This is a genomic window from Martinezella sp. CNPSo 3964, from assembly GCF_057784375.1.
Genome location: NZ_JBXSOW010000013.1, coordinates 22,003 through 45,431 on the forward strand (window position 1 = coordinate 22,003; position 23,429 = coordinate 45,431).

Genomic DNA, 23,429 nt, shown 5'->3' on the forward strand with positions numbered 1-23,429 from the left:
TAATAACTGGACAGGCAAGCCCTAACGAACTAAGGTTCGGGCATAAAGCTTATGCTGAAAAGTATGGGGCGAGTGGGGAATGGATATCGTATGCGCGTTGCAAACCTTCATGAGAGTGGTGGAAACCGGCTCGTTTTCCGCAGCCGCCGCCGACCTCAGGCGGACGCAGCCGGCGGTGTCGCGGCAGGTCTCGGCGCTGGAGGCACACCTCAACATGCGCCTCCTGCATCGCACGACGACCGCGCTTGCATTGACGGCGGAGGGGGAGCAGATCATCCCGATGGCACTCAAGGTCATCGAAGCGGTCGAGGCTCTTAGCGAAACCACATGTCGGGATGGCGGGCGGGTGGCTGGCAAGGTACGACTGGCCCTGCCGACACCGCTCGGGCTTTACGTCAGCGATCGGCTCGGGACGCTGCTCGAACGGCATCGAGGGCTTTCCGTCGACCTGCTCTTTCGCGAGGAACCGTCCGATCTGGTCGAAGAGGGGATCGATCTCGAGGTGCGGCTGGGAACGGTTGCGGACTGCAGTCTGATGTGCCGCAGAATTGGGTGGACGACGGCCTTTCTTGTTGCCGCGCCCTCCTACCTGCAGGGACGGGCAGCGCCTAAAACGCCTGACGATGTCAGCGCTCATGATTGCATTTGTTACAATCGTGCGGGAAACGGCCGGGCATGGTCGTTTTCAAATGGCGCCGAGGACGTTGCCGTGCGTATCGCGCCGCGCCTCGTCGCCAGCAACGCGGTTGCCGTCCACCGTGCCGTGCTCGCGGGCAATGGGATTGCCGTGCTTTCCCACATTCTCGTCGGGTCCGACATCGAGGAAGGCAGGCTGGTGAACGTCATGCCAGACTTTCCGCCGAGCCGGTTCGCGATCAGCGTCGTCTATCCATCGCGTCGGAACCTGCCGTTGCGCATCAGGACGGTTCTCGACTTCCTGATTGAGATAGTCGGTGAGGATCCACTGATGTCGCCGATATCTTCTCATTGATAGCGTTCGGGCTATCCTTACAGATCGGGTTCGTGACGGTCGCTCCGGTTGGAGCTGACATATCGGCGCGGCAGCGATTATCCCCGTTCCTTGGTCGTCTGGTCTCAATCAGCGCTCATCCCCTCGACCGTCGCTTGCAATTTCGAACCCGACAAGCGGCTGGGCGTGCAAAAATTCTCTACAAAAAAGATGAAGAATAGGATATTTGAGACTTCAGTTTTAGAAACTGAGATGTTAGTTTCATAATATGCTTGACCACCAAAGTCCTTTTCTTACCCAAGGTCCCAGTGATCTCGTTGCGATTGCTGAAGACAGGATTCGCAATGCGATCAAGCTCGGCGAGTTTTCTCCGGGCGAGCGGCTCTCCGAACAGGTTCTTTGCGATACCTATCGGTTCGGGCGTGGGGTCGTTCGATCCGCACTCAGCCGCCTGGCGCACAAGGGTTTCGTTTCAGCTCAGCCAAGAAGCGGATGGCGGGTTTGCTCCATCACGGCGTTGGGTCTGCGAGAAATTACGCTTGGCCGAGCCCAGTTGGAGCCGCTTCTCGCGGATGTCGATCTGTCCGGTGACGATATCGCCCGGCTGGAAACCCTGTGTGACATGCAGGCGGCCTTGCGATTGGGAGGTTCAGCTCATGGATCGCAGCTTTCTCTCATTCGGGAATACGAGCTGCAGATCAGGAATCTGCTCGCGGCACGTCTCAAGGCGCCGCTGATTGCCGATTGGCTGGATATCCTGTGGCACAGGGCCGACTATTACCTCAATTTCTTCGAGGCATCGTCCGTCCAGCGTCTCGAGGCGGTCGACTGGACCGATTTCGTTGCGGCCAAGAAGACGCAGCGCAACGGCGACGCGGCAAAGCTGCTCAAGCGTGCCTGTGATGCCTTTGCCGAATTTACCCAGGCAAGTCTGTTGAAGTCGGAGCTTGTTGCGCCCGCGGGGCGCAAAGCCAAGCGTGCTTCGGCATCAAGTGATGAGGCCCGTATTTCTCGTCCCGTCCGGGAGCGATCGTTTTTGAAAAAGGATTTTTAGATGCGAGCGATAAGAACCCTAATGATTGCCGTTTCGGTTGCGGCGACGATGTCTGTTGCGGGTCACGCCGTGGCAAAGGACAAGGTCGTGATCGACCTTGTGAGCGAGCCGTCGTCGCTCGACCCGCAGAAGCAATGGAATCCGGACAGCTATTTCGTCTATCGCAATATCTTCGACCAGCTGGTGACGCGCGACGACAATGGCAAGATCGCACCTGCGATCGCTACGGCCTGGACCTATAAGTCGGACACTGAAGTTGCCTTCACATTGCGCGATGACGCAGTCTTTCATGATGGCCAAAAACTGACGCCGGACGATGTGGCCTTCAGCGTCAATCGCATCATCGACAAGAAGTTTGCAAGCCCGCAGCTTAGCCAGTTCAACAAGATCCTATCGGCGGCGGTCACTGGCCCGCATGAGGTGACCATTCGCACCAACGGACCCTATCCGGTGCTCTTGGCGCAGCTCGTCAAGCTTTCCATCGTACCGAAGCATGTTGTCGAGGCCATAGGCGACGATGCCTTCAACCTTTCGCCTGTCGGTTCCGGTCCGTACAAGTTCGAAAGGTGGCAGCGCGGCGTTGCCGTTTCCCTGGTGCGCAATGATGGCTACTGGGGCAGCAAGGGCTATTTTCAAAGTGCCGAATTTCGTGCCGTGCCGGACGCCGCCACCCGCGTCGCCGATCTAAAGGCCGGAAGTGCGGATCTCGCCGTGACGCTCGATCCGGATCTCGCTGCCCAGCTTCAGGGGGCAGGCGGCATCAAGGTGCTGACGGCGGTGACGGAACGCATCGCCTATCTGAAGCTCAATCCATCCATCCCCCCGTTCAACGATGTCAACTTGCGGCGTGCCGTAGCCTATGCTATCGACAAGCAGTCGATCGTCGACGGCCTGCTCGGCGGCTATGACAAACCCGTCCCGCAACTGGCCTCGCCGGACTATACGGGATATGTTCCGGGTATCGAGGGCCTTCCCTTCGATCCAAAACAGGCACATGAGCTCGTGGAAAAGGCCGGCAGCGGCGCGACACAGCCGATTGCCTTTCTGACCTCGCCGACCTTCGATCAACGGATCGTCCAGGCAATCGTGCAGCAGCTCAATGACGTCGGCTTCAAGGTGAATGTCGAGACGGTGGACTTCGCTACCTATCTGCAGCGGGTCCAGAGCGAGAAAATCAAGCAGCCGGCCATCTCCTTCGGCAGGTGGTCCTGTGCCTGCCAGGATGCGGATGGCATATCCTTCCCGCTTCTGCATAGCAGCAGTTCATTTTCCGCAGTGTCGGACCCGAGCATTGACGCGCTCCTCAACAGCGCCCGCAATACGCTCGACGAGAAGAAGCGGCTTGAGGCCTACAAGGATGTCGCCACGGTCGTTGCAAAGGATGTTCCGATCCTGCCGCTGTATCAGGCCGCCGTTATCTACGGTGCGTCCGATAAGCTTGAATGGAAGCCGACGGCCAATGAGAGCTTCTTCCTCAACAGGGTAAGCTGGCACGATTAGAGCCGGCATGGCGAAGTTCGAACTGCGTTTAGCCTAGCGTTTGTCGAGGCCCGGATCGTCGGGGAAAGGAAAAGGGGATGGCTGCCTTTATCGCCAGACGCCTGATCCAGGCCTTCATCGCCTTGTTCGGTGTCATAACGCTGGTCTTCTTTCTGCAGCGCCTGACCGGCGATCCTGTGCTGTTGCTGGTGCCACAAGGTGCCACTCAGGCCGATATCGATGTCATGCGGACCGCTCTTGGCTTCGACAGACCGCTCTACATCCAGTATTTCCATTTCCTCTCCAGTCTGGCGCAATTCGACCTCGGGCGCTCCTATGTGCAGAACCTGCCGGTGGTCGAGATCATCGCCAGCCGCATTCCCTACACGTTGCAGCTTGCGGCTGGCGCCTTGTTGGTCGCCATCGGGTTTGGCGTGCCGATCGGCGTCGTGCTGGCCGTCCGGCGCAAGCGCTGGGAAGCCCGCTGGCTGATAGGCCTGGTGCTGGTCGGGCAATCCATGCCGACATTCTGGACCTCGGTCCTGCTCATCATGTTCTTCGGCGTCTTTCTGCGCTGGCTGCCGCCGTCCGGGGCCAACGGGCTCGAAAGCCTGCTGATGCCGTCCTTCGCTCTCGGTCTTCTGTCGATGGCGACCTTTGCCCGTGTGACGCGCACCTCCGTTCTCGATGAGCTGAGCAAGGATTATGTTCGCACGGCCCATGCCAAGGGGCTGTCGACTTATCGTCTGGTCTTCCACCATCTCATGCGCAATGCCGCGGTCCCGATCGTGACGATCTCGGCGCTTGAAATCGCCAATCTGTTGACCGGCGCTATCATCATCGAAACAGTCTTTGCGTGGCCGGGCCTCGGCCAGTTGACCATGCAAGCCATCAGCGCGCGCGACTTCGCGGTGGTCCAGGGCATCGTGCTGATCGGCGCGGCGGTGGCGATCCTGCTCAATCTTGCCGCTGACCTGCTCTACAGCCTCATCGATCCACGCATTCGTCTTGGCGGGAGACCGGCATGATTGCGGCTCTCGCCAAAGCAAACAGGTTGGCCGGAAAGCCGCCGCTGACAGTCGTGCTCTCGGTCATGATCCTGATGGTCATTGTCCTTGCGGCCATATTCGCTCCTCTGATCGCGCCTTACGACCCGAATGCACAGAACCTTCTTGGACGCCTGAAGCCGCCAGGCACCGTTATCCGCGCGACGCATTTCCTGTTCGGCTCCGACGAGCTGGGACGCGATACGCTAAGCCGTCTGATATACGGAGCGCGCGTTTCGCTGCTCGTCGCATTCGCGTCGGTACTGCTGTCTGGCATTGCCGGCTGCATTTTCGGAATGCTTGCCGCCTTTTATCGCGGTTGGGTCGAAATCGTGATCATGCGCCTCGTCGACATCGTGCTTTCGGTGCCTGCTATTCTGCTTGCCATCATCACCGTGGCAACGCTCGGTCCGGGCCTGCAGAATGTCATCCTTGTTCTGGCGCTTACACGGTGGCCGCGTTACGCGCGTGTCGCCTTTGCCCAGACCCTTGTTATCACCAATATGTCCTATCTCCGGCTTTCGCGTGCGATGGGCGCCGGATGGCTGAGGGTGCTGCGCTACCATGTCCTGCCGAACATCGCGGGTGCGCTCGTCGTCGTCGCCACCCTCGAATTCGGTCTGATGGTGCTGTTCGAAGCAGGATTGTCCTTCCTCGGCCTCGGCGTGCAGCCGCCGACCGCAAGCTGGGGGGCGATGCTTTCGGTTGGCCGCAACTATGTTGCCAATGCCTGGTGGCTCTCCGTCATGCCCGGACTGGCACTTTTTCTTCTTGTTTTATCCGTCAACGTTCTGGGCGATTTCCTGAGGGATCGCCTCGACCCAAGGAGTGCTTAAGAATGGTCGATTTCTCTGAAGATTTCAAAGGCAAGCGTGTGGTCGTCACAGGGGCTGCCGGCATTTTCGGCGGCTGGATCGCCAAGGCCTTCGCCAATGCCGGAGCAGAGCTTCTCCTGACGGACGCCGATGGTTCCCGCCTTGCCTCGGCAGCGCAGGAGATCGGCAAGGGCCATCTGCAGCACGTGGCGGATCTGACCTCCGATGCCGATATCAAGTCGCTCCTTTCCGCCATCGCCGGGCACTGGGGCTCAGCCGACGTCCTCGTCAACAATGCCGGCATTTATCCGTCCGGCTTCCTGCTCGACCTGACCGCCGAGGACTGGGACCGGATCTTCGACATCAATCTTCGCGCGCCGTTTTTGCTCTCCCAGGGTGTTGCCCTTCAGATGATCGGCAAGGGCGTGAAGGGCTCGATCGTCAATATTTCTTCCGGCGCCTCGCGCAAGATGCGCAGCACGGTCGTTCCCTATTGCACCTCGAAGACCGCACTCGACCGTCTGAACAAGGGGTTGGCGCTCGAGCTTGCCGAATTCGACATCCGGGTCAATATCGTGGAGCCCGGCTTTGCACCGGGCAGCGACGTCAGCCACCTCACGCAGGAACATATCGACACCGTCGTCGGCAACATTCCGCTCGGCCGGATTTCGTCACCGGAGGATGCCGCGACCGCCGTCCTCTATCTGGCATCGGATGCAGCCGCCTATGTCACGGGCGCGACGCTGACCGTCGATGGCGGCAATTCGATCGGCTCGCTTGCCGTCTTCCAGGCGAAGAAGAAGGCGCTCTGAGGCAAGGCAGGAGGATAGGAACATGGTCGAGGATCGAGCCCGGTCGACAAAGGGCTTTTCTTCTTTTCCGGCCTACGAATGGCCGGAGGGAAAGCAGAGCGCCGTCCTTTTGAGCGTCGATGTCGATGCGATCGCTCCTTATCTGTGGGAGCATCGGGACGGTGTTCCGGATCGTCTCGCGCGGCTTGAGATCCGCCGCTTCGGGTTGCGTTCGGGGCTCGGTCGTCTTCTCGACCTCTTCGACCGCTATCGCGTGAAGGCAAGTTTCTATGTGCCGGCTGTGGTGGCGGAATTCGATCCCGATCTGCTTCCGGCCCTTCTCGCTGCCGGACACGAGATAGGGCTGCACGGCTATTTCCACGAACTGGTTCGTGACATCCGTGAGGATGAATTCAGTGCGGCTCTCGACAATAGCCTCGAACTGTTTGAACGACAGACAGGAAGGCTGCCGGTAGGCTTTCGCTCGCCCGCCTGGGAGATGACCCCGCAAATGCTGGCTGAGATCAAGGCGCGCGGGCTTGCCTATGACTCCTCGCTGATGGGCTTCGATCATCCCTACGATATCGATGGCGTTGTCGAGATTCCCGTCCAGTGGGCCCTGGACGACGCGATCTTTTACAAGTTCGAGGGTAGCGGCAACGAACGATGGGCACCCGTCTCCGGTAGTGCTGTGCTGGAAGACTGGCTTGCCGAATGGCGGGCGTTGCACCGCTTCGGGGGACTCTTCACCCTGACGGTTCATGACTGGATTTCCGGCAGGGCACAGCGCATCGCCAAGCTCGAAAAGCTGCTGGAAGCCATGACAGCTGAAACCGGCACCTGGATTGCGACTGGCGCCGAAATTGCAAGGCATCACGCTTCCTCGGTGAATTCCGGTCGGTTTTCCGTTGCCTCGGCCATTCCTGCCGCCATAGGCGCACGGCGTTTCGGGGCAAGGCCATGAACGAGACCTGGTCGATCGGCAAACAGGAGACACGCAGCAAACACGGCCTGGTCGCCTGCCAGAACTGGCTGGCGGCCGAGGCCGGGGCTCGCGTCCTTTCGGCAGGCGGCAATGCCGTCGATGCGGCCATCGTCACCGCTCTTGTTCTCAGCGTCGTGGAACCATGGCTTTCCGGCATTGGCGGGGGCGGCTTCATGCTGCGGGCCGACGGCGGTTCCGGGGCGGTCGACGTGCTCGATTTCAATGTCATTTCGCCGGCCGCCCTTCGGCCTGATGATTACCCCCTGGTTGCTGGCCGGGATGGTGACTGGTTCGAATGGCCCTCTGTCCAAGGCGATCGCAATCTGCTCGGTTACGGGTCGATTTGCGTTCCCGGAGCCGTTGCCGGCTTTGCCGAGGCGCTCGATCGCTTCGGTACCATTTCCTGGGCCGATGCCCTGGCTCCGGCAATCGAACACGCCCATCGTGGTTTGCAGGTCGATTGGTATGCAGCCCTCGCGCTCGCCATTGACGGCCACAATCTCGCGCAATTCAAGGGTGCCGCCGATCTCTTCCTTCGCGATGGCCGCGCGCCGCGCGTACCGGAAGGCGGCCGATCGCTGTTCCTGCCGATGAAGGCCAAGGCCACATCGCTGGAAAGGCTGGCGCATGAGGGAGCGCGCGATTTCTACGACGGCCAGATTGCGGAGCTGCTGGTCGCGGATCTTTCGAAGGGCGGCTCCGTTCTTTCGAAAGCGGATCTGCGTACCTATGCGCCGAAGTGGCTCCAGCCCGCCATCGGCTCTTACATAGGGCGGCGCGTCCATGCGGTGCCGGGCCTTTCCGGCGGCCCAACCTTGCTTGCGGCGCTCAATGAGCTTGAAGGCCTTCCGCGCAATGCCGATCCGCATTCGGGAGCGGCGGCTCTTGCCTTTGCGCGGGCGTTACGTCGCGCCAGCGAATATCGTCTCAAACATATGGGGCATGCCGCTGGCGAGAGCTGTACCAGCCATATCAGCGTGGTCGATGCACAAGGGACCATGGTTTCCCTCACCAATACGCTTCTATCCCGTTTCGGCTCCAAGGTCGTGGTGCCTGAATTGGGATTTGCTCTCAACAATGGCTTGATGTGGTTCGATCCAAGGCCGGGGCATCCGAATTCGATTGCTCCGGCCAAGCAGCCGCTTGCCAATATGTGCCCGATCATTGCGACGTACGATGGTCTGCCGGAGCTGGCTCTTGGCGCAGCAGGGGGAAGGCAGATCGTACCGGCTGTCGCGCAAATCCTGTCCTACGTCCTGGCTTTCGGCATGTCGTTGGAGAATGCGCTCTTCAGTCCGCGCATCGATGCCAGCGGTACGACGATCAGAGTGAGCCGAACGGCCGGGGCCGAGGTGGCCGCGTCCGTTGCCGCCGACTTCGACGTTCAGGTGATCGATGACACGCTTTATCCGGTCAATTTTGCTGTGCCGTCGGTCGTGATGCGACGCGATGGCGTGAATACCGGCATGGTTCATCCGCGCAATCCGTGGGCGGCCGTCCGCGAGGCTATTATCTGATGACGGCACCAGTCTTGAGCGTAGACATGCTGCAGGTCTCCATCAGCGACAAGGCCGTGGTCGATGGTGTCAGCCTGTCGGTCAATGCCGGCGAGATCGTAAGTATCGTTGGCGAGTCGGGATGCGGCAAATCGATGACGGCTTTCGCCGTGATGGGGCTTCTTCCGGCTGCAGCAGCCATGGTCGGCGGCTCGGTGCAGCTGAATGGGCGCAATCTTTCCCGCCTCGATAGGAAGGATTTGATGCGGCTGCGCGGCAGCGAGCTCGCAATGATATTTCAAGAGCCCGTCGCCTCGCTCAACCCGCTGATGCCGGTCGGCCGTCAGATTGCAGAGAGTCTCATCGTTCATCGCGGACTCGGTCGCCGGCAGGCATGGCATCAGGCGATCGATATGCTTGCAGATGTCGGCATCCCCGAGGCGGCAATGCGCGCACGGCAATATCCGTTCGAGCTGTCGGGGGGCATGTGCCAGCGCGTCATGATTGCCATGGCCTTGATCACACGGCCGCGCCTGTTGATTGCCGACGAGCCGACGACGGCACTCGATGTCACCATTCAGGCGCAGATCCTCGATTTGATGAAACGACTGCGCGATGAAACCGGAACCGCAATCCTGATGATTACCCATGACATGGGTGTGGTCGCGGATATCGCCGACCAGGTCGCCGTGATGTATGGCGGCCGGATTGTCGAAGTTGGCGACGTCGGTGCGATCTTCAGGCAACAGAGGCATCCCTATACGAGATTGCTGCTGTCAACCATTCCGCGCTTGGATGGCAGCGACGCCGGGCAGTTTTTACCGACGATCAAGGGGATGGTGCCCGATGCAGGCGCATGGCCGGCCGGATGCCGGTTCTCGACGCGTTGCCCGCTTGCGGATGAAGACTGTCGCGAAGTGCCGCTGCTCGAGCCGATGGCGGCGAGCCATAGTGCTGCCTGCTGGCACCAGGATCGTATCGGGGGCCTGGTATGACCGCGCCGCTGCTTTCAATTCGCGATCTGCATGTGCATTTCCCTATCCGTCGCGGCTTTTTCGGGCATTCGGCAGGATTGCTGAGAGCTGTCGATGGAGTCGATCTGGATATCGAAGCCGGACAGAGTCTTGCGCTTGTCGGTGAATCCGGGTCTGGCAAGTCGACGCTCGGCGCGGCCGTCGTCGGAATGCAAAAGCCAAGCTCGGGGCAAATTTTCTTCGAGGGCAGCGATCTTGCGTCCAGAGGTGCAGATCGTTCCGCGGCGCGGCTGCGGGATATTCAGATCGTGTTTCAGGACCCCGTCTCCGCGCTTAATCCCAGAATGGATATTGGTGACAGCATTGCCGAGCCGCTTGCCATTCATGGCGTCGGGACTGGGCAGGAGCGGCGTCGACGGGTCGCGGAGCTTCTGGAGCTGGTCGGGCTCAATCCGGCACATGCCAATCGCAAGCCGAACGCATTTTCAGGCGGCCAGCGCCAGCGCATCGTCATCGCAAGGGCGATCGCGCTTCAGCCGAAACTGCTGATCCTGGATGAACCGGTCTCCGCGCTTGACGTGTCGATCCGCTCGCAAATCCTCAATCTGCTCTTCGAGCTGCAGCGTCAGTTTGGTCTTTCCTATCTGTTCATCTCTCACGACCTGTCGGTCGTTCGCCATTTCGCCGACCGTATAGCAGTCATGTATCTCGGCCGTATTGCCGAGGTCGGGGCGACGACCGATGTCTTTGCTCGCCCGACGCATCCCTATACCGAGGCTTTGCTTAGTGCGGTGCCGTTGCCCGATCCTGTCGCCCAGCGTCAACGGCAGCGCATCCTTCTCGAAGGCGACTTGCCGAGCCCGGCCAACCCGCCCGCCGGTTGTCGCTTTTCGACGCGATGTCCGATTGCTGCAGCCATTTGCCAGGAGCTGTCACCGGCGCTGAACCTCTTGGGACGGAACCATCAAGCCGCCTGTCACCTGCGGGCTCCCCCGGTTGGGATCAAGGGCGCGACATGATCGCCGCCGATCTCGCCGAGGATGGCAGGGTCTGACCACCGTCATCAATGATCGATCATGTGAGGAATTGGAAAAATGAAGTGGCATAAGCTTCTTGTGTTGGGTGCGGGCATCGGCTTCTCGATGCTGCCCTTCGTGACTGCGGCCCAGGCGGCCGAAAAGCAGCAGATCGTGGTGGACCTCGTCAATGAGCCGTCGACGCTCGATCCGCAACTGCAATGGAATCCCGATAGCTACTTCGTCTATCGCAACATCTTCGACAACCTTGTCACCCGTGATAATGCGGGCAAGATCGTTCCGCAGATCGCCACTGCGTGGAAAAACATCTCGGATACCGAGATCTCGTTTACGCTTCGCGACGACGTTCACTTCCACGACGGAAGCGTTCTGACAGCCGGCGACGTAGCGTTCAGTATCAACCGCATCATCGACCCCAAATTTGCAAGTCCGCAGCGCGCGCAATTTGGCAAGATCCTCAAGGCTGCCGTGACCGGTGATCACCAGGTGACGTTAACCTTGAAGACAAGCTCTCCCGCTCTCCTTGCCGCCTTGACGAACCTATCCATCGTTCCTCAACACGTCGTCGAGAAGGTCGGGAATGCAGCCTTCGACCTTCAGCCGGTCGGGAGCGGCCCATATAGTTTCGTAAAATGGGACAAGGGCGTTTCGGTAACGCTTGCGCGCAATGACAGCTACTGGGGAGCGAAGGGGCCGTTTGCAACGGCCGTCTTCCGTGCCGTGCCCGATGCATCGACGCGGCTGGCCGACATTCAGTCCGGCACGGTGGATCTGGCAAGGGCGATGACCTCGGACCAGGCGGCGCAATTGCAGGTGTCGCCGAATGCCAAGGCGCTGCCTGTTCTCACGGAGCGGCTCGCCTATATCCGCATCAATCCGAACAAGCCGCCATTCGACAAGCTTGAGCTTCGTCAGGCGCTGGCCTATGCGATCGACAAGGAAGGCATTACGCAGGGTATTCTCGGCGGACTGGACAAGCCGATCGCCGAGATGGTGACGCCGGCACATTTCGGCTGGAGCGATACGATCAAGGGGCTGCCTTTCGATCCGGAAAAGGCAAAATCACTGATCGCCACCGCCGGCAAACCGGCCAAATTTCAGCTGACGATAGGCGCCTTTTTTGACCAGAGGGTTGCGCAAGCCATTCAGCAGGAGCTGCAGGATGTCGGGTTCGACGTCGAGATCGCCAATGTGGATACGCCAACCTTCCTGCAATTGATACAAAAGGGACCGGCGGATGGTCCCACACTCGCCATCAGTACCTCTTCCTGTGCCTGCCAGGATGCAGACGGGGCACTCTATTCACTCTTTCATTCCGGCAGTAGCTGGACCATCACTGCCAAGCCCGAGATCGATGCCCTGCTGGATGAAGCAGCCTCATCGCTGGATGAGAAGAAGCGTCTTGCCGACTACGAAAAGGTCGGCAGCTTCATTGCAAGCGAAATACCGACCGTGCCGCTTTACCAGATGGTGTCAATTTACGGAGCAGCCAAGAATCTCGATTTCCAGCCAACGCCGAATGAGAGCTTCTTCCTCAATCGTTTGCGATGGCAGGATTAGCTTCATAGCTCTAGCACTCCAATCGGCCGCAAAAGGTCGAGGGAGTTATTGTTGCGCTGGTGGAGGGGATACGCCGAGCTCGCCTCATCATCCATCAATAGTCTCGCCGCAGCCAAGAGATCGCTGTCCCGCGGAGATCGCGGGACAGTGCCTGGCAGACGTTCGGAGGGGCCACCATGATACCGCTCCTGGCGTATCACGCGGCCACTTTGCCAATTTGTTCGAGCGCTGCTTTGGAGACCGCGGTGGGTCGTCCTGCATTATTCTCGTCGGGCGGCGCGGATGACGTACAGGCTGAGATCCGGCCGGGAATCAGGCGCGCTTTGCCGAATTCAACGCGCCGTCTGCCGCTACATAGGGCGGCAGCTCCAGATTCGAGCGGAAATCGTCCCCGACATAATCGGTGTCGATGATCGACCGCCGCCGCAATTCCGGCAGGAGCCCGTTCACCAGCCGATCCTCCTGGTCCGGATTGCCGAAGCCGTGCAGGGAGAGAACATCAAGAATACCGGCTCGAAAGCGCTCCTCGATCGCATCGGCGAGTTGCTCGGGCGTGCCGGCCACCGACCAGTGGCCGGTTTCCTGCGCCTGAATGATGAGCTGCCGCAAGGTCAGCCCTTCGCGCGCATAGCGGCGGAAAATTTCCACGCGCCCACGCCGCCGGTTTATGCTGGTGACCTCAGGCAGCAGCGTTTCCGGCAAGGGCTTGTCCAGTGGCAGGTCGGAAAGATCGAGATCGCCGCCCAGCATATCCGCCAGTTTCAGGCGGCCTTGTTCGTAGTCGATTCGCTCGTGCTTTTCCTTCAGGCGTCTTGCGACATCTGCATCGGAATCGCCGATCACCGAGTGGAAGGAGTTCATGATGAAGGGCAGGCCGGCCGTACGCCCGAAACTTGTCGCGCGACGCCGCAGTTCCGCGGCAAAGGCGATGGCATCCTCGAGCTTGGGCTGGGAGGTATAGACCACCTCGGCATATCGAGCGCCGACGGTGACACCCGCTTCCGACTGCCCCGCCTGAAACTGGACGGGGCGACCCTGTGGCAAAGGCGGCACGTTTAGGGGACCGTCGACCTTGAAATGCTTGCCGCGATAGTTGATCGGATGGAATTTCGCCGGATCAATGCCAATTGCCCCGGACGCCTTGCGCTCGGCGGCATTGCGTTCATTGGCATCATAGAGCGCATTGACGATTTCGATGAATTCGGCGGCCCGCTCGTAGCGGTCCTCCGGACTTGGTAGCGTCTCGCCGAAATTCTCTTCTCCGACCGAGGAGGTCACGGCATTCCAGCCGGCGCGTCCGCCACTTGCATGGTCCAGCGTGCCGATCTGGCGGGCCAGATTGTAAGGATAATGAAAGGTCGTGGAGACCGTGGCGATCAGGCCGATTTGGGAGGTCACCTGGCTCAAGGCGGCAAGTGCGATGATTGGCTCCTGGATGCCGGCGGTTCCGGCAAGTCCCGCCGGGTCGATGTGGAGCAGGTCGGCCGTGAACAGCCCGGTGATCTTTTCTGCTTCCGCCTTGCGGGCGAGTTCGACGGCACGCTTGATGCCGGTGAGGGGGCTTGCGTCGTTTCCGGCGGAAATGACGCTTCCTGCTCCGGTCAATGTCTTCAGGCGTCGGGGACGATTGTGCGTCATGGCGAATTTCCTTGGTCGGTCAAAATATGCCGGGCTGCGCCGACGGCGTGAGTTGTGCGTTTCAGGGCAGGGCCGGAACCGCTTCGAGGAGCGCGCGCGTGTAGCTGTGATGTGGCCTGGTAAACACTTCTTCGACCGCGCCCGCTTCGACGATCCGTCCCTCCTTCATCACGAGAACACGGTCCGTCAGGTGATGGACGACGCCGAGATCGTGAGAGATGAAGAGGAGCGACGTCCCGGATGCGGCCTGAAGTTCGGCCAGGAGATCCAGCACCTGCGCCTGTACCGATACGTCGAGCGCGCTAACCGGCTCGTCGGCCACGAGAAGCCGAGGGCGGGGCGCAAAGGCGCGCGCGATCGCCACACGTTGACGCTGGCCGCCGGAAAGCTCTCGCGGGTAGCGCTTCAGGAATGTCTCGCCGAGACGGACCGCGTCCAAGACCTCAAGCACACGCTCGCGGCGCGCTGTGCCGAAGATGCCGGCGCTATCGAGGCTTTCGCCGATAATCTTCTCGACGGTGTAGCGGGGGTCGAAAGAACTGAGTGCGTCCTGCGCGATAAGCTGCATGCTGGCGCGCCTGGCGCGACGTGCATGCTCGGGGATATTGCTCCAGCCGCCGCCGTCAAGACGGACCGAACCGTCATCCGGTTCGACCAGGCCGAGAACGATTTTCGCAACCGTCGTCTTGCCGGAACCGGATTCGCCGACGATGCCGAGAGCTTCACCGGCCGCAAGATCGAAGGATACGTCGTTGACGGCAAAGATGCCGCCCGATCCACCATAGCGCTTTACGAGATTGCGAGCCGATAGAATATGGTTGTGCCGATCGATCGTCTTTGCAGGCAGAGGCACGCGTTGCCGCGCATTCGACCTGGGAACGGCATGCATCGGCTCACTCTCGGCCTTCGTGACGGATGCGGGCGACAGCCGAAATCCTTTGGAAGCAGCAGAAGGCACGGCATCCAGCAATTGCTGCGTATAGGGATGGCGGGGCTTTCTCAGTATCTGTTCGGTCGAACCTTCCTCGACAATCCGCCCGTTGTTCATGACGAGCACACGATCGGCAAGATGGGAGACGACGGCCAGATCATGGCTGATCAGGAGAAGCGTATGGCCGGCCTTGCGCCGTTCGAGAAGCAGATCAAGGATCTGTTTTTGAACGGTTGCATCGAGTGCCGTCGTCGGCTCGTCGGCGATCAACAGCGATGGGTGCCTGGCTATCGCCGTGGCGATGAGGGTGCGCTGGCGCAAACCGCCGGAAAGCTGATGCGGATATTGCGGCAGCCGTCGCTCCGGATCGGGAATGCCGACCGATTGCAGCAGGACGTGACTGTCTTCGTGCCGACTGGCCCGGCGAAAGAGACTACGCCCGCCGAAGGCATCAGACAGTTGCTGCGAGATCCGTCTGAGAGGGTCGAGGGAGACGAGCGCATCCTGAAGAACGAAGCCGATCTTTTCACCGCGAAGGCGCTGCCATTGCCTTTCATTAAAGTCGCGAACATCGGTTCCATCGATGTCGAAACGGTCAGTGTCGATAACCGCAGACGGGCCGGCCAAGCCGATGATCGAGCGGGCCGTCACCGATTTGCCCGAGCCGGATTCTCCAACGAGGGCGACTGCCTCACCTCTGTCGATCGTCAGATCGATGCCGTGGACAACCCTGTTGTCGCCACCATCGCGAGGAAAGCCGATAGTCAAATTACGAATGTCAAGCACTGGGGTCACGATTGCCTCCTGCCTTCAAACGCAAGTTGCCAGCGTCTTCCAAGCACGCTTATGGAGATGACCGTCAGCGTGATGGCGAGACCTGGCCAGACGCCAATCCACCAGGCAACGCGAAGATAATTGCGCGCCTCCGCCAGCATCGCTCCCCATTCCGGGGCCGGCGGCTGTGGACCCATGCCGAGGAAACTCAGACCCGCAGCCTGTATGATCGTTGTTCCCAGGCCGATCGTCGCGAGGATGGGCACCTGGGCCAGCGCATGCGGCAGGATATGGCGAGCCACCAGCACGCTGCGTCTCAGTCCGAATGTCCTGGCCTGTTCCACATAGCCGCTTTTGGCGATCACGAAGGTCTGCGCGCGTACGACCCTTGCAAAGCGCGGCACGGAGGCGACGCCCAGCGCGAAGATGAGGTTGACCGTGCCGGGTCCGGTAAAGGAGATCAGCACGAGGGCCAGAAGCAGATCCGGGAATGACGAGATCACATCCAGAAAGCGCGAGATGGCCTCATCGACGAGACCACGGGCAAGACCGGACAGAAGTCCGAGAAAGGCCCCCGCGATCGCAGCGATCGCAACGGCGCTGACACCGATGAGTATGGAGTAGCGCGCGCCATAGACAACCCGCGAGAAGACGTCCCTTCCGAGATGATCCGTACCGAACCAATGTTCCGTCGATGGCGGCAGCTGCGCCTGCAGGGGATCTGCAGCAATCGGGTTGGCAGCGGTGAGAACTTGCGGCCAGATGGTTGCGATCGCTACCAGCAGCAGGAAAATCGCCGAAAGGATAAGCCCTGGATTTGCGAGCCGGGCGTGCAGCCGTAGCTGACGCTGATCCGTTTCCTGCTGGGAGGAGGAGACGCTCAATGGCCTGCCTCCAGGTTTTGATTGCGCAGGCGAGGGTCGAGCAACAAATAAAGCACGTCGACCAATGTGCTGAGGACGACGTAGATGAAGGCTGACAGGATGGCGACGGCAAGCACCACGGGCAGGTCGTGCGCCAGCACGGCGTCGACCGTAATCCGCCCCAGCCCGGGTCTGCCAAACACCGCTTCTGTGATGACAGCACCGGACAACAGATTGCCGACGAGCCAACCGGCAAGCGTCACGGCGGGAAGCGCTGCGTGCCGCAGGCCGTGGCGCAGCCGTAGGACGAAGTCATTCGCGCCCCAGCTCCTTACCGTCAGCATGAAGGGTTCTTCCAAGGCCCGTTCGAGCCCTTCGCGCAGCACCTGTCCGATGACGGCGCCGAGCGATAGCCCAAGCGACAAGGCCGGCAGAATCAGGGCTGAAAACGTCCGATCGCCGGCAACCGGAAAGAGCTTCAAGGTGAAGGAGAATATGAACAGGAGCACGATGCCGAGCCAGAAGGACGGCGTCGAGATGAGGATAAGCTCGAGGCTGCCCGCGATGCTGCGGGGCAGGCGCCTGCCGGCCGTCAGCAGGGCGCTCGTGACGGCAAAGACCACAGCAACGACAAGGGCAGCTGCGGTAAGCTTCAATGTCGGCAGCATCTGCGACAAGACGAGGCTCGAAACATCCGTTTGCAGGATATAGGACCGTCCGAAATCGCCATGCAGGATCCGCAGGAGATAGGTCAGATATTGCGTCAGCAACGGCTTGTCCAACCCCCATTCCAGGCGGATGGCTGCCTCCACCTCCGGCGTGCGCAATTGCTCGCCAATTAGTAGGCTGACGATATCGCCCGGCGCGAGATGAATGCTGATGAAGCTCAGCGTAACCGCCGCCCATAGAACCGCGATGGCAGAGCCAATCCGCACCAGGATCTGTGATGCCAAGCTGTTGCGCTTCAGCCGGTGCCTGCGCGAAAGCCAGGCCGAAGGGGTCTGGTCGAAGGCCGTCGTATTGTCAGCAGTCATGATCAATCGCTCCTGCACTGTCCCCGATCGCTTGCGCTGTCGGGGACGTGTTGACGGTACGGTTTATTCGCTGCGCCAAATGTCGTAGGCGCTCTCCGGCAATTGCTTGAAGGGCCGGAAGCTGATGCCTTTCACATAGCTTGCAGCCGCCACCTGATCCTCTGGCTCGTAGAGCGGCAGGGCATAGGCCTGGTCGAGAATGGCGAAGCGCTGCAGTTTCGAATAGAGATCGAAGCGCTTCTTCTGGTCCAGCGTCGAGGCGGCTTCATTCAGCCACTGCGCCAGCTCGGGCGCGAAGGCACGGCTGTAGTTGATGCTGCCGCCCTTATCGAGGGGCAGGTAGTGATACTCGATGTCGATCGCGTCCGTCGGCGTATTGGAATTGGCGATCGAGCCGAACTGGCCGGTCTTGCGTCGATCGGTATAAGTGCCGGCATCCACGAAGACGATCTTGAGATCGATGCCGGCATTCTGCCGTGCTTGCGCCTGCAGGGCCTGTAGGAGCACATCACGCTGATCGCGCACCGTCGCCTGCGCCTGGATGACCTCGATGGTCAGCCGCTTGCCGTCCTTTGTCCTGAAGCCGTCGGCATCTCGCGCGGTCCAGCCCGCCTCGTCAAGAAGCGCATTTGCGGCCTTGGGGTCTGCCTTATATGCCGCTTCGATGCTCTTGTCGTAGAATTGCGGATCGATCGGCGATGTGATTCCCCATGCGCGCGTGCGTTCTCCGCGATAGACGGCTTTCAGCACCGCATCGACGTCGATCGCGGTAATCAAGGCCTTGCGCACCTTGAGGTCCTGGGTTGGCCCCCAGGTGACATTGAGAAACAATGAATAGGGCGTACCGGTGTTGAGAGCCGTCCGGTAGCTGAAGTCCGCATTGTCCTTGAAGAGGCTGGCGTCGTTGCCGGCGATCCCTTCGATCACGTCGACCTGGCCGGAGGTGAGCGCTCCAGTCCTGACCGAGGATTCGGACAGGAAGCGATAGGTGACCTCATCGAGATAGGCCGGTCCCTGATGAGCTGATGTTTTGGGTGCCCAGTTATAGGCCGGATTTTTGACGAACTGGATGTCCTGCCCCTTAGCATAGCGCTTCAGGATGAAGGGGCCGGTTCCCGCAATCTCCGGTCCGCCGGATTTCAGCTGCGCCGAATTGAAGGCTGCGGGCGAAAGGATCTCCAGGCTGGTGGCATAGTCGAGGAAGGGCGCATAGATTTGGTTCAATGTGAAGGAGACGGTGTGATCGTCCAGCGCCTTCGCTTCGACAATGCGCGAGACCGGGCCAGCGCTCACGCTGCCGCTATAGGTCGCGTCCTTGAGCTTGGTGAAATTGGTGATGACGGCCTGCGCATCGAGCTTCTGGCCATCGGTAAAGCTGACATCGTCACGAAGCTTGAAGGTGTAGGTCTTGCCATCGTCGGAGATCTTGTACTCGGTCGCCAACCAGGGAAGGTAGCCGCCATCTGCGCTGCGCGCCAGCAGCGACTCGTAGGCGTTGCGCAGCAGCAGCTTGGTTTTATCCTGCCCGTTGAGTTGTGGATTGAGCGTGGCCGGTTCGGTCTCAACGCCCCATGCCAGCTTGCCGCCGCTGACCGGTGTGCCATCACCAGCAACGCTCAGACCCGGCAGCGCGCTCGCTACAAGCATGGCTGCCGTCAGGCTGAGAAAATATCTGCGCATAAGCATTCCGAGTATCTCCTTGAAATAATCTCTTGAGAGGAATAGGCGCGGCTCAGGCTTGTTGCTGAAGCCAGATGTCATAGGCATTTTCGGGAAGGCGCTTGAAGGGGCGGAAGCTCGCTCCCTGGACCGCAACCGTCGCTGCAATCTGATCGTCGGGAACGTAGAGCGGCAGGCCTAGTGCCTGATCCAGCAAGGCAAAGTGCTGCAGCTTGGAATAGATCTCGAAGCGTCTTTTGGCATCGAGGGTCGAGGCGGCTTCGGCAAGCCATGCCGATATGTCCGCTGCTTCGGTCCGGCTGTAGTTGATCGATCCGCCCTTGGCTCGCGGCAGGTAATGGAAATAGAGGGTAAGGCCGTTTTCCTGGGTCGTGGTCGAGTTCGGAATGATGCCGTATTGGCCGTCGCTCTGCCTGTTGGAATAGGTTCCTGCATCGACATAGCGCAGGACGATATCGATGCCGGCGTTCTGGCGTGCCTGCGCCTGGACGGCTTCGAGAAGAACATCGCGTTGGTCACGCAACGTCGCTTGCGACTGCACGATCTCGATCGTCAGTCGCTTGCCGTCCTTGGTACGGAAGCCATCGCCGTCTCTGCTCGTCCAGCCGGCCTCGTCGAGCAATCGGTTGGCAAGATCGATGTCGAAGCCGTAGCGGCCCTCGATGCTTTTGTCGTAGAAATCGGTGTCGGCCGGCGTCAGAACACCCCAAGCGCGTTTGCGCTCACCGCGGTAAACCGACTGAATGATCCGTTCGACATCGATCGCAGCGAGGAACGCCTTGCGTATCTTGACGTCGCTCGTCGGCGCATTGGTGACATTCAGGTAGAGGGTATAGGGCGTGCCGGTATTCAATGCGCTTTGATAGGTGAAATCCGGATTGTCCCTGAAAAGCGCAGCGTCATTGCCCGAAATGCCTTCGATGACATGAACCTGGCCCGAGCTCAGGGCGCCGGTGCGGACCGCGGATTCAGGCAGGAAGCGATAGATGACCTCATCGAGATAGGCCGGCCCTTGGTGACCAGCATTGGCCGGAGCCCACTGATAGGCGGCGTTTCTGACGAAACGTGCCTCTTGACCCTTGATATAGCGATCCAGGATGAAAGGGCCGGTGCCTGCGATTTCAGGCCCACCCGCCTTCAACTGCGGCGATGAGAACGATTTCGGCGAGATGATCTCGATGCTGGTCGCGCCATCAAGGAAAGGTGCATAGACGTCCTTGAGCGTCAGCACGACCGTATGGGCATCGCGTGCGACCGCCTCGGAAATGTGGGAGACGTGACCGGCGCTGATGCTGCCGGAATAGATCGGCTCCTTCAATTTCAGGAAGTTCGTTACGACGGCTGCCGCGTCGAATTTCTCCCCATCGCTGAAGCTTACGTCGTCGCGAAGGTTGAAGGTGTAGGTCCTGCCATCCTCGGATACCGCATAGTCTTTGGCCAGCCACGGCACATAACCACCATCCGGGGAGCGGGCAAGAAGGCATTCGTAAGCATTGCGCAGAACCAGTTTTGCCTTGGCCTGGCCGTTCAGATGTGGATTGAGCGTGGTCGGCTCCGTCTCGACGCCCCAGATCAAGGATCCGCCGCGGGCAGGCGTGTTAGCCGCCAGCGTTTCGGTCGGTCGTAGTCCGGTGGACAGAGACAGAGCAACAATCCCTGAACTCTTCAGAAAATCTCTTCTGGTTACCACGGTGTTCTTTCCCATGTCATTTTGGACTGATTTCCAATCAGGCTGCAGCGGCGTTGCGTGCCCCGGCCAGCAGTTCGATGGTGCCAAGCCGATGCGCACCTTCGGAGACCGGGCAGTCGATCACAAATTCGTCGATGCCGAATCCCTTGTGCAGGCGCTGCAGTTCCAGATGAACGTCGGCCGGCGTTCCTCGAATGACGCGCGGGCTTCGCTCTTCGATCCGATAATCGGTCGCGCCTGACTGGCGAACATATTCGAGCGCCTGTTCGTGGCTGCCGACATTGACGCTTTGTCCGCCCTTGATTTGCAGGTGGAACCGGCGCGTCTCGCCCAGGAGACTGTCGGCAAGGGCGGCTGTTTGCGCCGTGACGACGCTGACAGCGAGCAGCGCGGTCTTGCCGCCCGCTTGCCGATAGGCCGACAACGATTGCGAGATTGCTTCGTCATCACCATGGATATGACCAGCATAGACGAAGCCCCAGCCGAGACGGGCTGCCAATCTCGCGCTGTCCGAGCTTGCGCCGAGCAGGAAGCGGACAGGCGGCTCGTCGGGAGCTGGAAAGGCTGCAAGGTCCGCAGTTCTGCCGTCTGCGCCATGGTCATGCCGCAAGAAGCTATCCAGTTCGCTCAACAGCGCTTCGAACGATGGTTTGCGCGAGGGATCATATGCCTTCTGGAGAGCGCCGGTCGAAAGCGGAAGCCCGCCTGGCGCCTTGCCGACCCCAAGATCGACGCGCCCCGGCGCCAGCGCCGCCAGCAGATTGAAGTTCTCGGCAACCTTGTAGGCGCTGTAATGCTGCAGCATCACGCCGCCGGAACCTATGCGGATGCGCCTGGTGTGCGCCAGCAGGTGGCTGATCAATATTTCAGGTGAGGAGCTTGCGAGCTTCGGGGAATTATGGTGCTCAGCGACCCAGAAACGCCGATAGCCCAATTCTTCGGCTCGTCTGGCAAGCGCCAAGCTCCGCTGTAACGCTTGCGATGCACGCTCGGCGCCATCAATCGGGCTCTTGTCGAGAAAACTCAGTGCGTAAGACATCTGTCCTCATAGGCGGTCGGCAATATCAATTGTTATAATCTATATTTTTAATGGATTATTAGATCGAGCAATGATGTTTCAATCGTCGGCTGCACAATGAAAGATCATGCCGTGCGAAGCCGTCCTGAAATTATGCATTCTGAGATGGCGAAGCACTTGATGGTATCGAGAGGCGGCAGGTCGGTAGTTCCCGATGGCAGCTTGCCTCCAGATAGCCTTCAGGCACTCCCCGGAGGAGTCTCGGTAGCGGATATCATTGTCCGCTGCTCGAAGATTTCCTCCTTCAGCAAGGTGCAGAGCGTTGGATCGATCGGCGGCTGCGGAGGTTGATGAGATGGATCAGTTGAGCGTCGGAACGGCATTGGGCCGCTCGCAGATGGATCTGACGGATGAACTGGTTGCTCTAAGTTTGCGCGACGAGATCGATGCTGGCCCCGATCCGCTTCGCATACCGATTACGGACGAAGAGCTGGATGGGCTGGCGGAGCGATTATATCGGGAGTCGCTAGGCGATGCGCTTTGGGTCTTCGCTTATGGCTCACTAATATGGAGGCCGGATTTCGATGCAGTCGAGTCACGCGTTGGAGCGATCAGGGGGTGGCACCGCTCCTTCTGTCTTCGAATGACGAGATGGCGGGGATCGCTGACGCAACCAGGGCTCATGCTTGCTCTCAAGCGAGGCGGATACTGCAAGGCAATCGCTTTCAGATTGGACGACGGCGATCGGCTGGCTCAGATCAGGCGCATGCTTCGCCGTGAAATCGGTACCCTTGAAGATGCGTCGACAATAAGATGGATATGGGTGCAGACCGAATTGGGTCCTGTGCGCGCACTGGTTTTCTGGGCTGGTCCAAAGGGAAGGCACGTCACCTCCAAACTGCCATTGGAAGCCGTCGCTGGCATCCTGGCAAGGGCGTGCGGCCCCAGAGGATCTTGTGCCGAATATCTTTATCTGACGGTGAAGCATCTCGAGGCCTGGGGAATTCGGGACATCAACCTGTGGAGGCTTCAAAAGCTCGTTGCAAGCGAGCTTAGCGCTATTCACGCATTGGAAAGCACCGACGTCATGCCGATTTCATCAAGGCAAAGGCTTTCCGATGAGGTAGGCACTACCGCTCCGCCTTCGGTTTCCGTTAGGCAATAGCAGTAAGGTCGCCAGTCGGAGCAACGTGCTTTGCCTCGGAGCAAGCAGGACCAATACATTACCCGAATGACGAGCGGACGATCTTCGAAACGCGGATGCGCGTCCACGACGCATCATCTCCGACTGGGTGAGCCGGTTCTTGGTTTCGCTTGGCAGGCCAATATCTGCGGTCTGAAACCGTTTCTCCAGGCACGAATCTTGGCATCTATTCGCTATTGAAATCTGGCTGGCGGCGCGACGAAGGCGCGGGCTGAAACAAATACGCGTCCCGGCCGTCCTCGCAGCTGAACGGACCGAGCGGAAGTTGCCCCCCTTGGGCGCTGGACGAAATCTTTGTGGAACTTGCAAGCCCGGCCGACATGGTATAGCGAAACATGATAATAAAACTCAAGAATTATTGAGGGCATGACGCTAGACCGCAGACTTCGA

18 protein-coding genes and 1 pseudogene are annotated in these 23,429 nt (G+C 59.9%); 12 read left to right on the plus strand and 7 right to left on the minus strand.

Annotation, left to right across the window (positions count from 1 at the left end; genetic code table 11):
• Positions 1–79 precede the first annotated feature (79 nt).
• The 11 genes from AC13Q5_RS29485 to AC13Q5_RS29535 all read left to right on the plus strand — a co-directional run bounded on the left by AC13Q5_RS29485 (position 80) and on the right by AC13Q5_RS29535 (position 12,207).
• A complete protein-coding gene (locus AC13Q5_RS29485) occupies positions 80–991 on the plus strand; it encodes a LysR family transcriptional regulator (protein ID WP_457879448.1) in 912 nt (303 codons plus the stop codon).
• A 247-nt stretch (positions 992–1,238) separates the two neighbouring features.
• The gene (locus tag AC13Q5_RS29490; protein WP_488504092.1) at positions 1,239–2,024 is read left to right on the plus strand and encodes a GntR family transcriptional regulator; all 786 of its coding nucleotides are present in this window, start codon (positions 1,239–1,241) and stop codon (positions 2,022–2,024) included.
• Positions 2,025–3,524 carry an ABC transporter substrate-binding protein gene (locus AC13Q5_RS29495; protein ID WP_488504093.1) on the plus strand — a complete coding sequence of 500 codons (1,500 nt, stop codon included), beginning with the start codon at positions 2,025–2,027 and terminating at the stop codon, positions 3,522–3,524.
• Positions 3,525–3,601: 77 nt separating this feature from the next.
• A complete protein-coding gene (locus tag AC13Q5_RS29500) occupies positions 3,602–4,531 on the plus strand; it encodes an ABC transporter permease (protein ID WP_075855779.1) in 930 nt (309 codons plus the stop codon).
• Complete coding sequence (locus AC13Q5_RS29505) at positions 4,528–5,385, plus strand: ABC transporter permease (RefSeq protein ID WP_075855780.1); 858 nt, start codon at positions 4,528–4,530, stop codon at positions 5,383–5,385. Before AC13Q5_RS29500 ends, AC13Q5_RS29505 begins: the two co-directional genes overlap by 4 nt.
• Before the next feature lie 2 nt (positions 5,386–5,387).
• Complete coding sequence (locus tag AC13Q5_RS29510) at positions 5,388–6,176, plus strand: SDR family NAD(P)-dependent oxidoreductase (RefSeq protein ID WP_488504094.1); 789 nt, start codon at positions 5,388–5,390, stop codon at positions 6,174–6,176.
• Positions 6,177–6,198: 22 nt separating this feature from the next.
• Positions 6,199–7,119, plus strand: coding sequence for a polysaccharide deacetylase family protein (locus tag AC13Q5_RS29515; protein ID WP_488504095.1), 921 nt, complete (start codon positions 6,199–6,201; stop codon positions 7,117–7,119).
• On the plus strand, positions 7,116–8,657 hold the full coding sequence (locus AC13Q5_RS29520; RefSeq protein WP_488504096.1) for a gamma-glutamyltransferase family protein: 1,542 nt from the start codon (positions 7,116–7,118) through the stop codon (positions 8,655–8,657). The genes AC13Q5_RS29515 and AC13Q5_RS29520 overlap by 4 nt, the downstream gene beginning before the upstream one ends.
• The gene (locus AC13Q5_RS29525) at positions 8,657–9,631 is read left to right on the plus strand and encodes an ABC transporter ATP-binding protein (protein ID WP_488504097.1); all 975 of its coding nucleotides are present in this window, start codon (positions 8,657–8,659) and stop codon (positions 9,629–9,631) included. The genes AC13Q5_RS29520 and AC13Q5_RS29525 overlap by 1 nt, the downstream gene beginning before the upstream one ends.
• A complete protein-coding gene (locus AC13Q5_RS29530) occupies positions 9,628–10,629 on the plus strand; it encodes an ABC transporter ATP-binding protein (protein WP_457879441.1) in 1,002 nt (333 codons plus the stop codon). Before AC13Q5_RS29525 ends, AC13Q5_RS29530 begins: the two co-directional genes overlap by 4 nt.
• Before the next feature lie 75 nt (positions 10,630–10,704).
• Entirely contained in the window at positions 10,705–12,207 is a 1,503-nt protein-coding gene (locus AC13Q5_RS29535) for an ABC transporter substrate-binding protein (RefSeq protein WP_488504098.1), read from the plus strand.
• A 312-nt stretch (positions 12,208–12,519) separates the two neighbouring features.
• Here AC13Q5_RS29535 and AC13Q5_RS29540 read toward each other — a convergent pair whose 3' ends face one another.
• From AC13Q5_RS29540 to AC13Q5_RS29570, 7 genes are all read right to left on the minus strand, one after another.
• Positions 12,520–13,845: an NtaA/DmoA family FMN-dependent monooxygenase gene (locus AC13Q5_RS29540; protein ID WP_488504099.1), complete on the minus strand. Its 1,326-nt coding sequence runs from the start codon at positions 13,843–13,845 to the stop codon at positions 12,520–12,522.
• A 61-nt stretch (positions 13,846–13,906) separates the two neighbouring features.
• Complete coding sequence (locus AC13Q5_RS29545; protein ID WP_488504191.1) at positions 13,907–15,574, minus strand: dipeptide ABC transporter ATP-binding protein; 1,668 nt, start codon at positions 15,572–15,574, stop codon at positions 13,907–13,909.
• Positions 15,568–16,386, minus strand: coding sequence for an ABC transporter permease (locus AC13Q5_RS29550; RefSeq protein WP_457891903.1), 819 nt, complete (start codon positions 16,384–16,386; stop codon positions 15,568–15,570). The genes AC13Q5_RS29545 and AC13Q5_RS29550 overlap by 7 nt, the downstream gene beginning before the upstream one ends.
• A gap of 44 nt (positions 16,387–16,430) precedes the next feature.
• Entirely contained in the window at positions 16,431–17,447 is a 1,017-nt protein-coding gene (locus tag AC13Q5_RS29555; RefSeq protein WP_488504100.1) for an ABC transporter permease, read from the minus strand.
• Between the two features lie 63 nt (positions 17,448–17,510).
• Positions 17,511–19,133 (minus strand): ABC transporter substrate-binding protein, encoded by a 1,623-nt coding sequence (locus AC13Q5_RS29560; protein WP_075855791.1) that lies wholly within the window; start codon positions 19,131–19,133, stop codon positions 17,511–17,513.
• Positions 19,134–19,179: 46 nt separating this feature from the next.
• Entirely contained in the window at positions 19,180–20,781 is a 1,602-nt protein-coding gene (locus AC13Q5_RS29565; RefSeq protein ID WP_488504192.1) for an ABC transporter substrate-binding protein, read from the minus strand.
• 73 nt (positions 20,782–20,854) lie between these two features.
• Positions 20,855–21,856 (minus strand): MsnO8 family LLM class oxidoreductase, encoded by a 1,002-nt coding sequence (locus AC13Q5_RS29570; protein ID WP_488504101.1) that lies wholly within the window; start codon positions 21,854–21,856, stop codon positions 20,855–20,857.
• A 334-nt stretch (positions 21,857–22,190) separates the two neighbouring features.
• Here AC13Q5_RS29570 and AC13Q5_RS29575 point away from each other — a divergent pair.
• Positions 22,191–22,913: pseudogene (locus AC13Q5_RS29575) on the plus strand (gamma-glutamylcyclotransferase); the annotation flags it as partial.
• Positions 22,914–23,429: the final 516 nt, after the last annotated feature.

Coding starts and splice junctions, on each gene's coding strand:
- AC13Q5_RS29485 (WP_457879448.1), top strand. CDS start 80: ATGGATATCGTATGCGCGTTGCAAACCTTCATGAGAGTGGTGGAAACC.
- AC13Q5_RS29490 (WP_488504092.1), top strand. CDS start 1,239: ATGCTTGACCACCAAAGTCCTTTTCTTACCCAAGGTCCCAGTGATCTC.
- AC13Q5_RS29495 (WP_488504093.1), top strand. CDS start 2,025: ATGCGAGCGATAAGAACCCTAATGATTGCCGTTTCGGTTGCGGCGACG.
- AC13Q5_RS29500 (WP_075855779.1), top strand. CDS start 3,602: ATGGCTGCCTTTATCGCCAGACGCCTGATCCAGGCCTTCATCGCCTTG.
- AC13Q5_RS29505 (WP_075855780.1), top strand. CDS start 4,528: ATGATTGCGGCTCTCGCCAAAGCAAACAGGTTGGCCGGAAAGCCGCCG.
- AC13Q5_RS29510 (WP_488504094.1), top strand. CDS start 5,388: ATGGTCGATTTCTCTGAAGATTTCAAAGGCAAGCGTGTGGTCGTCACA.
- AC13Q5_RS29515 (WP_488504095.1), top strand. CDS start 6,199: ATGGTCGAGGATCGAGCCCGGTCGACAAAGGGCTTTTCTTCTTTTCCG.
- AC13Q5_RS29520 (WP_488504096.1), top strand. CDS start 7,116: ATGAACGAGACCTGGTCGATCGGCAAACAGGAGACACGCAGCAAACAC.
- AC13Q5_RS29525 (WP_488504097.1), top strand. CDS start 8,657: ATGACGGCACCAGTCTTGAGCGTAGACATGCTGCAGGTCTCCATCAGC.
- AC13Q5_RS29530 (WP_457879441.1), top strand. CDS start 9,628: ATGACCGCGCCGCTGCTTTCAATTCGCGATCTGCATGTGCATTTCCCT.
- AC13Q5_RS29535 (WP_488504098.1), top strand. CDS start 10,705: ATGAAGTGGCATAAGCTTCTTGTGTTGGGTGCGGGCATCGGCTTCTCG.
- AC13Q5_RS29540 (WP_488504099.1), bottom strand. CDS start 13,845: ATGACGCACAATCGTCCCCGACGCCTGAAGACATTGACCGGAGCAGGA.
- AC13Q5_RS29555 (WP_488504100.1), bottom strand. CDS start 17,447: ATGACTGCTGACAATACGACGGCCTTCGACCAGACCCCTTCGGCCTGG.
- AC13Q5_RS29560 (WP_075855791.1), bottom strand. CDS start 19,133: ATGCTTATGCGCAGATATTTTCTCAGCCTGACGGCAGCCATGCTTGTA.
- AC13Q5_RS29570 (WP_488504101.1), bottom strand. CDS start 21,856: ATGTCTTACGCACTGAGTTTTCTCGACAAGAGCCCGATTGATGGCGCC.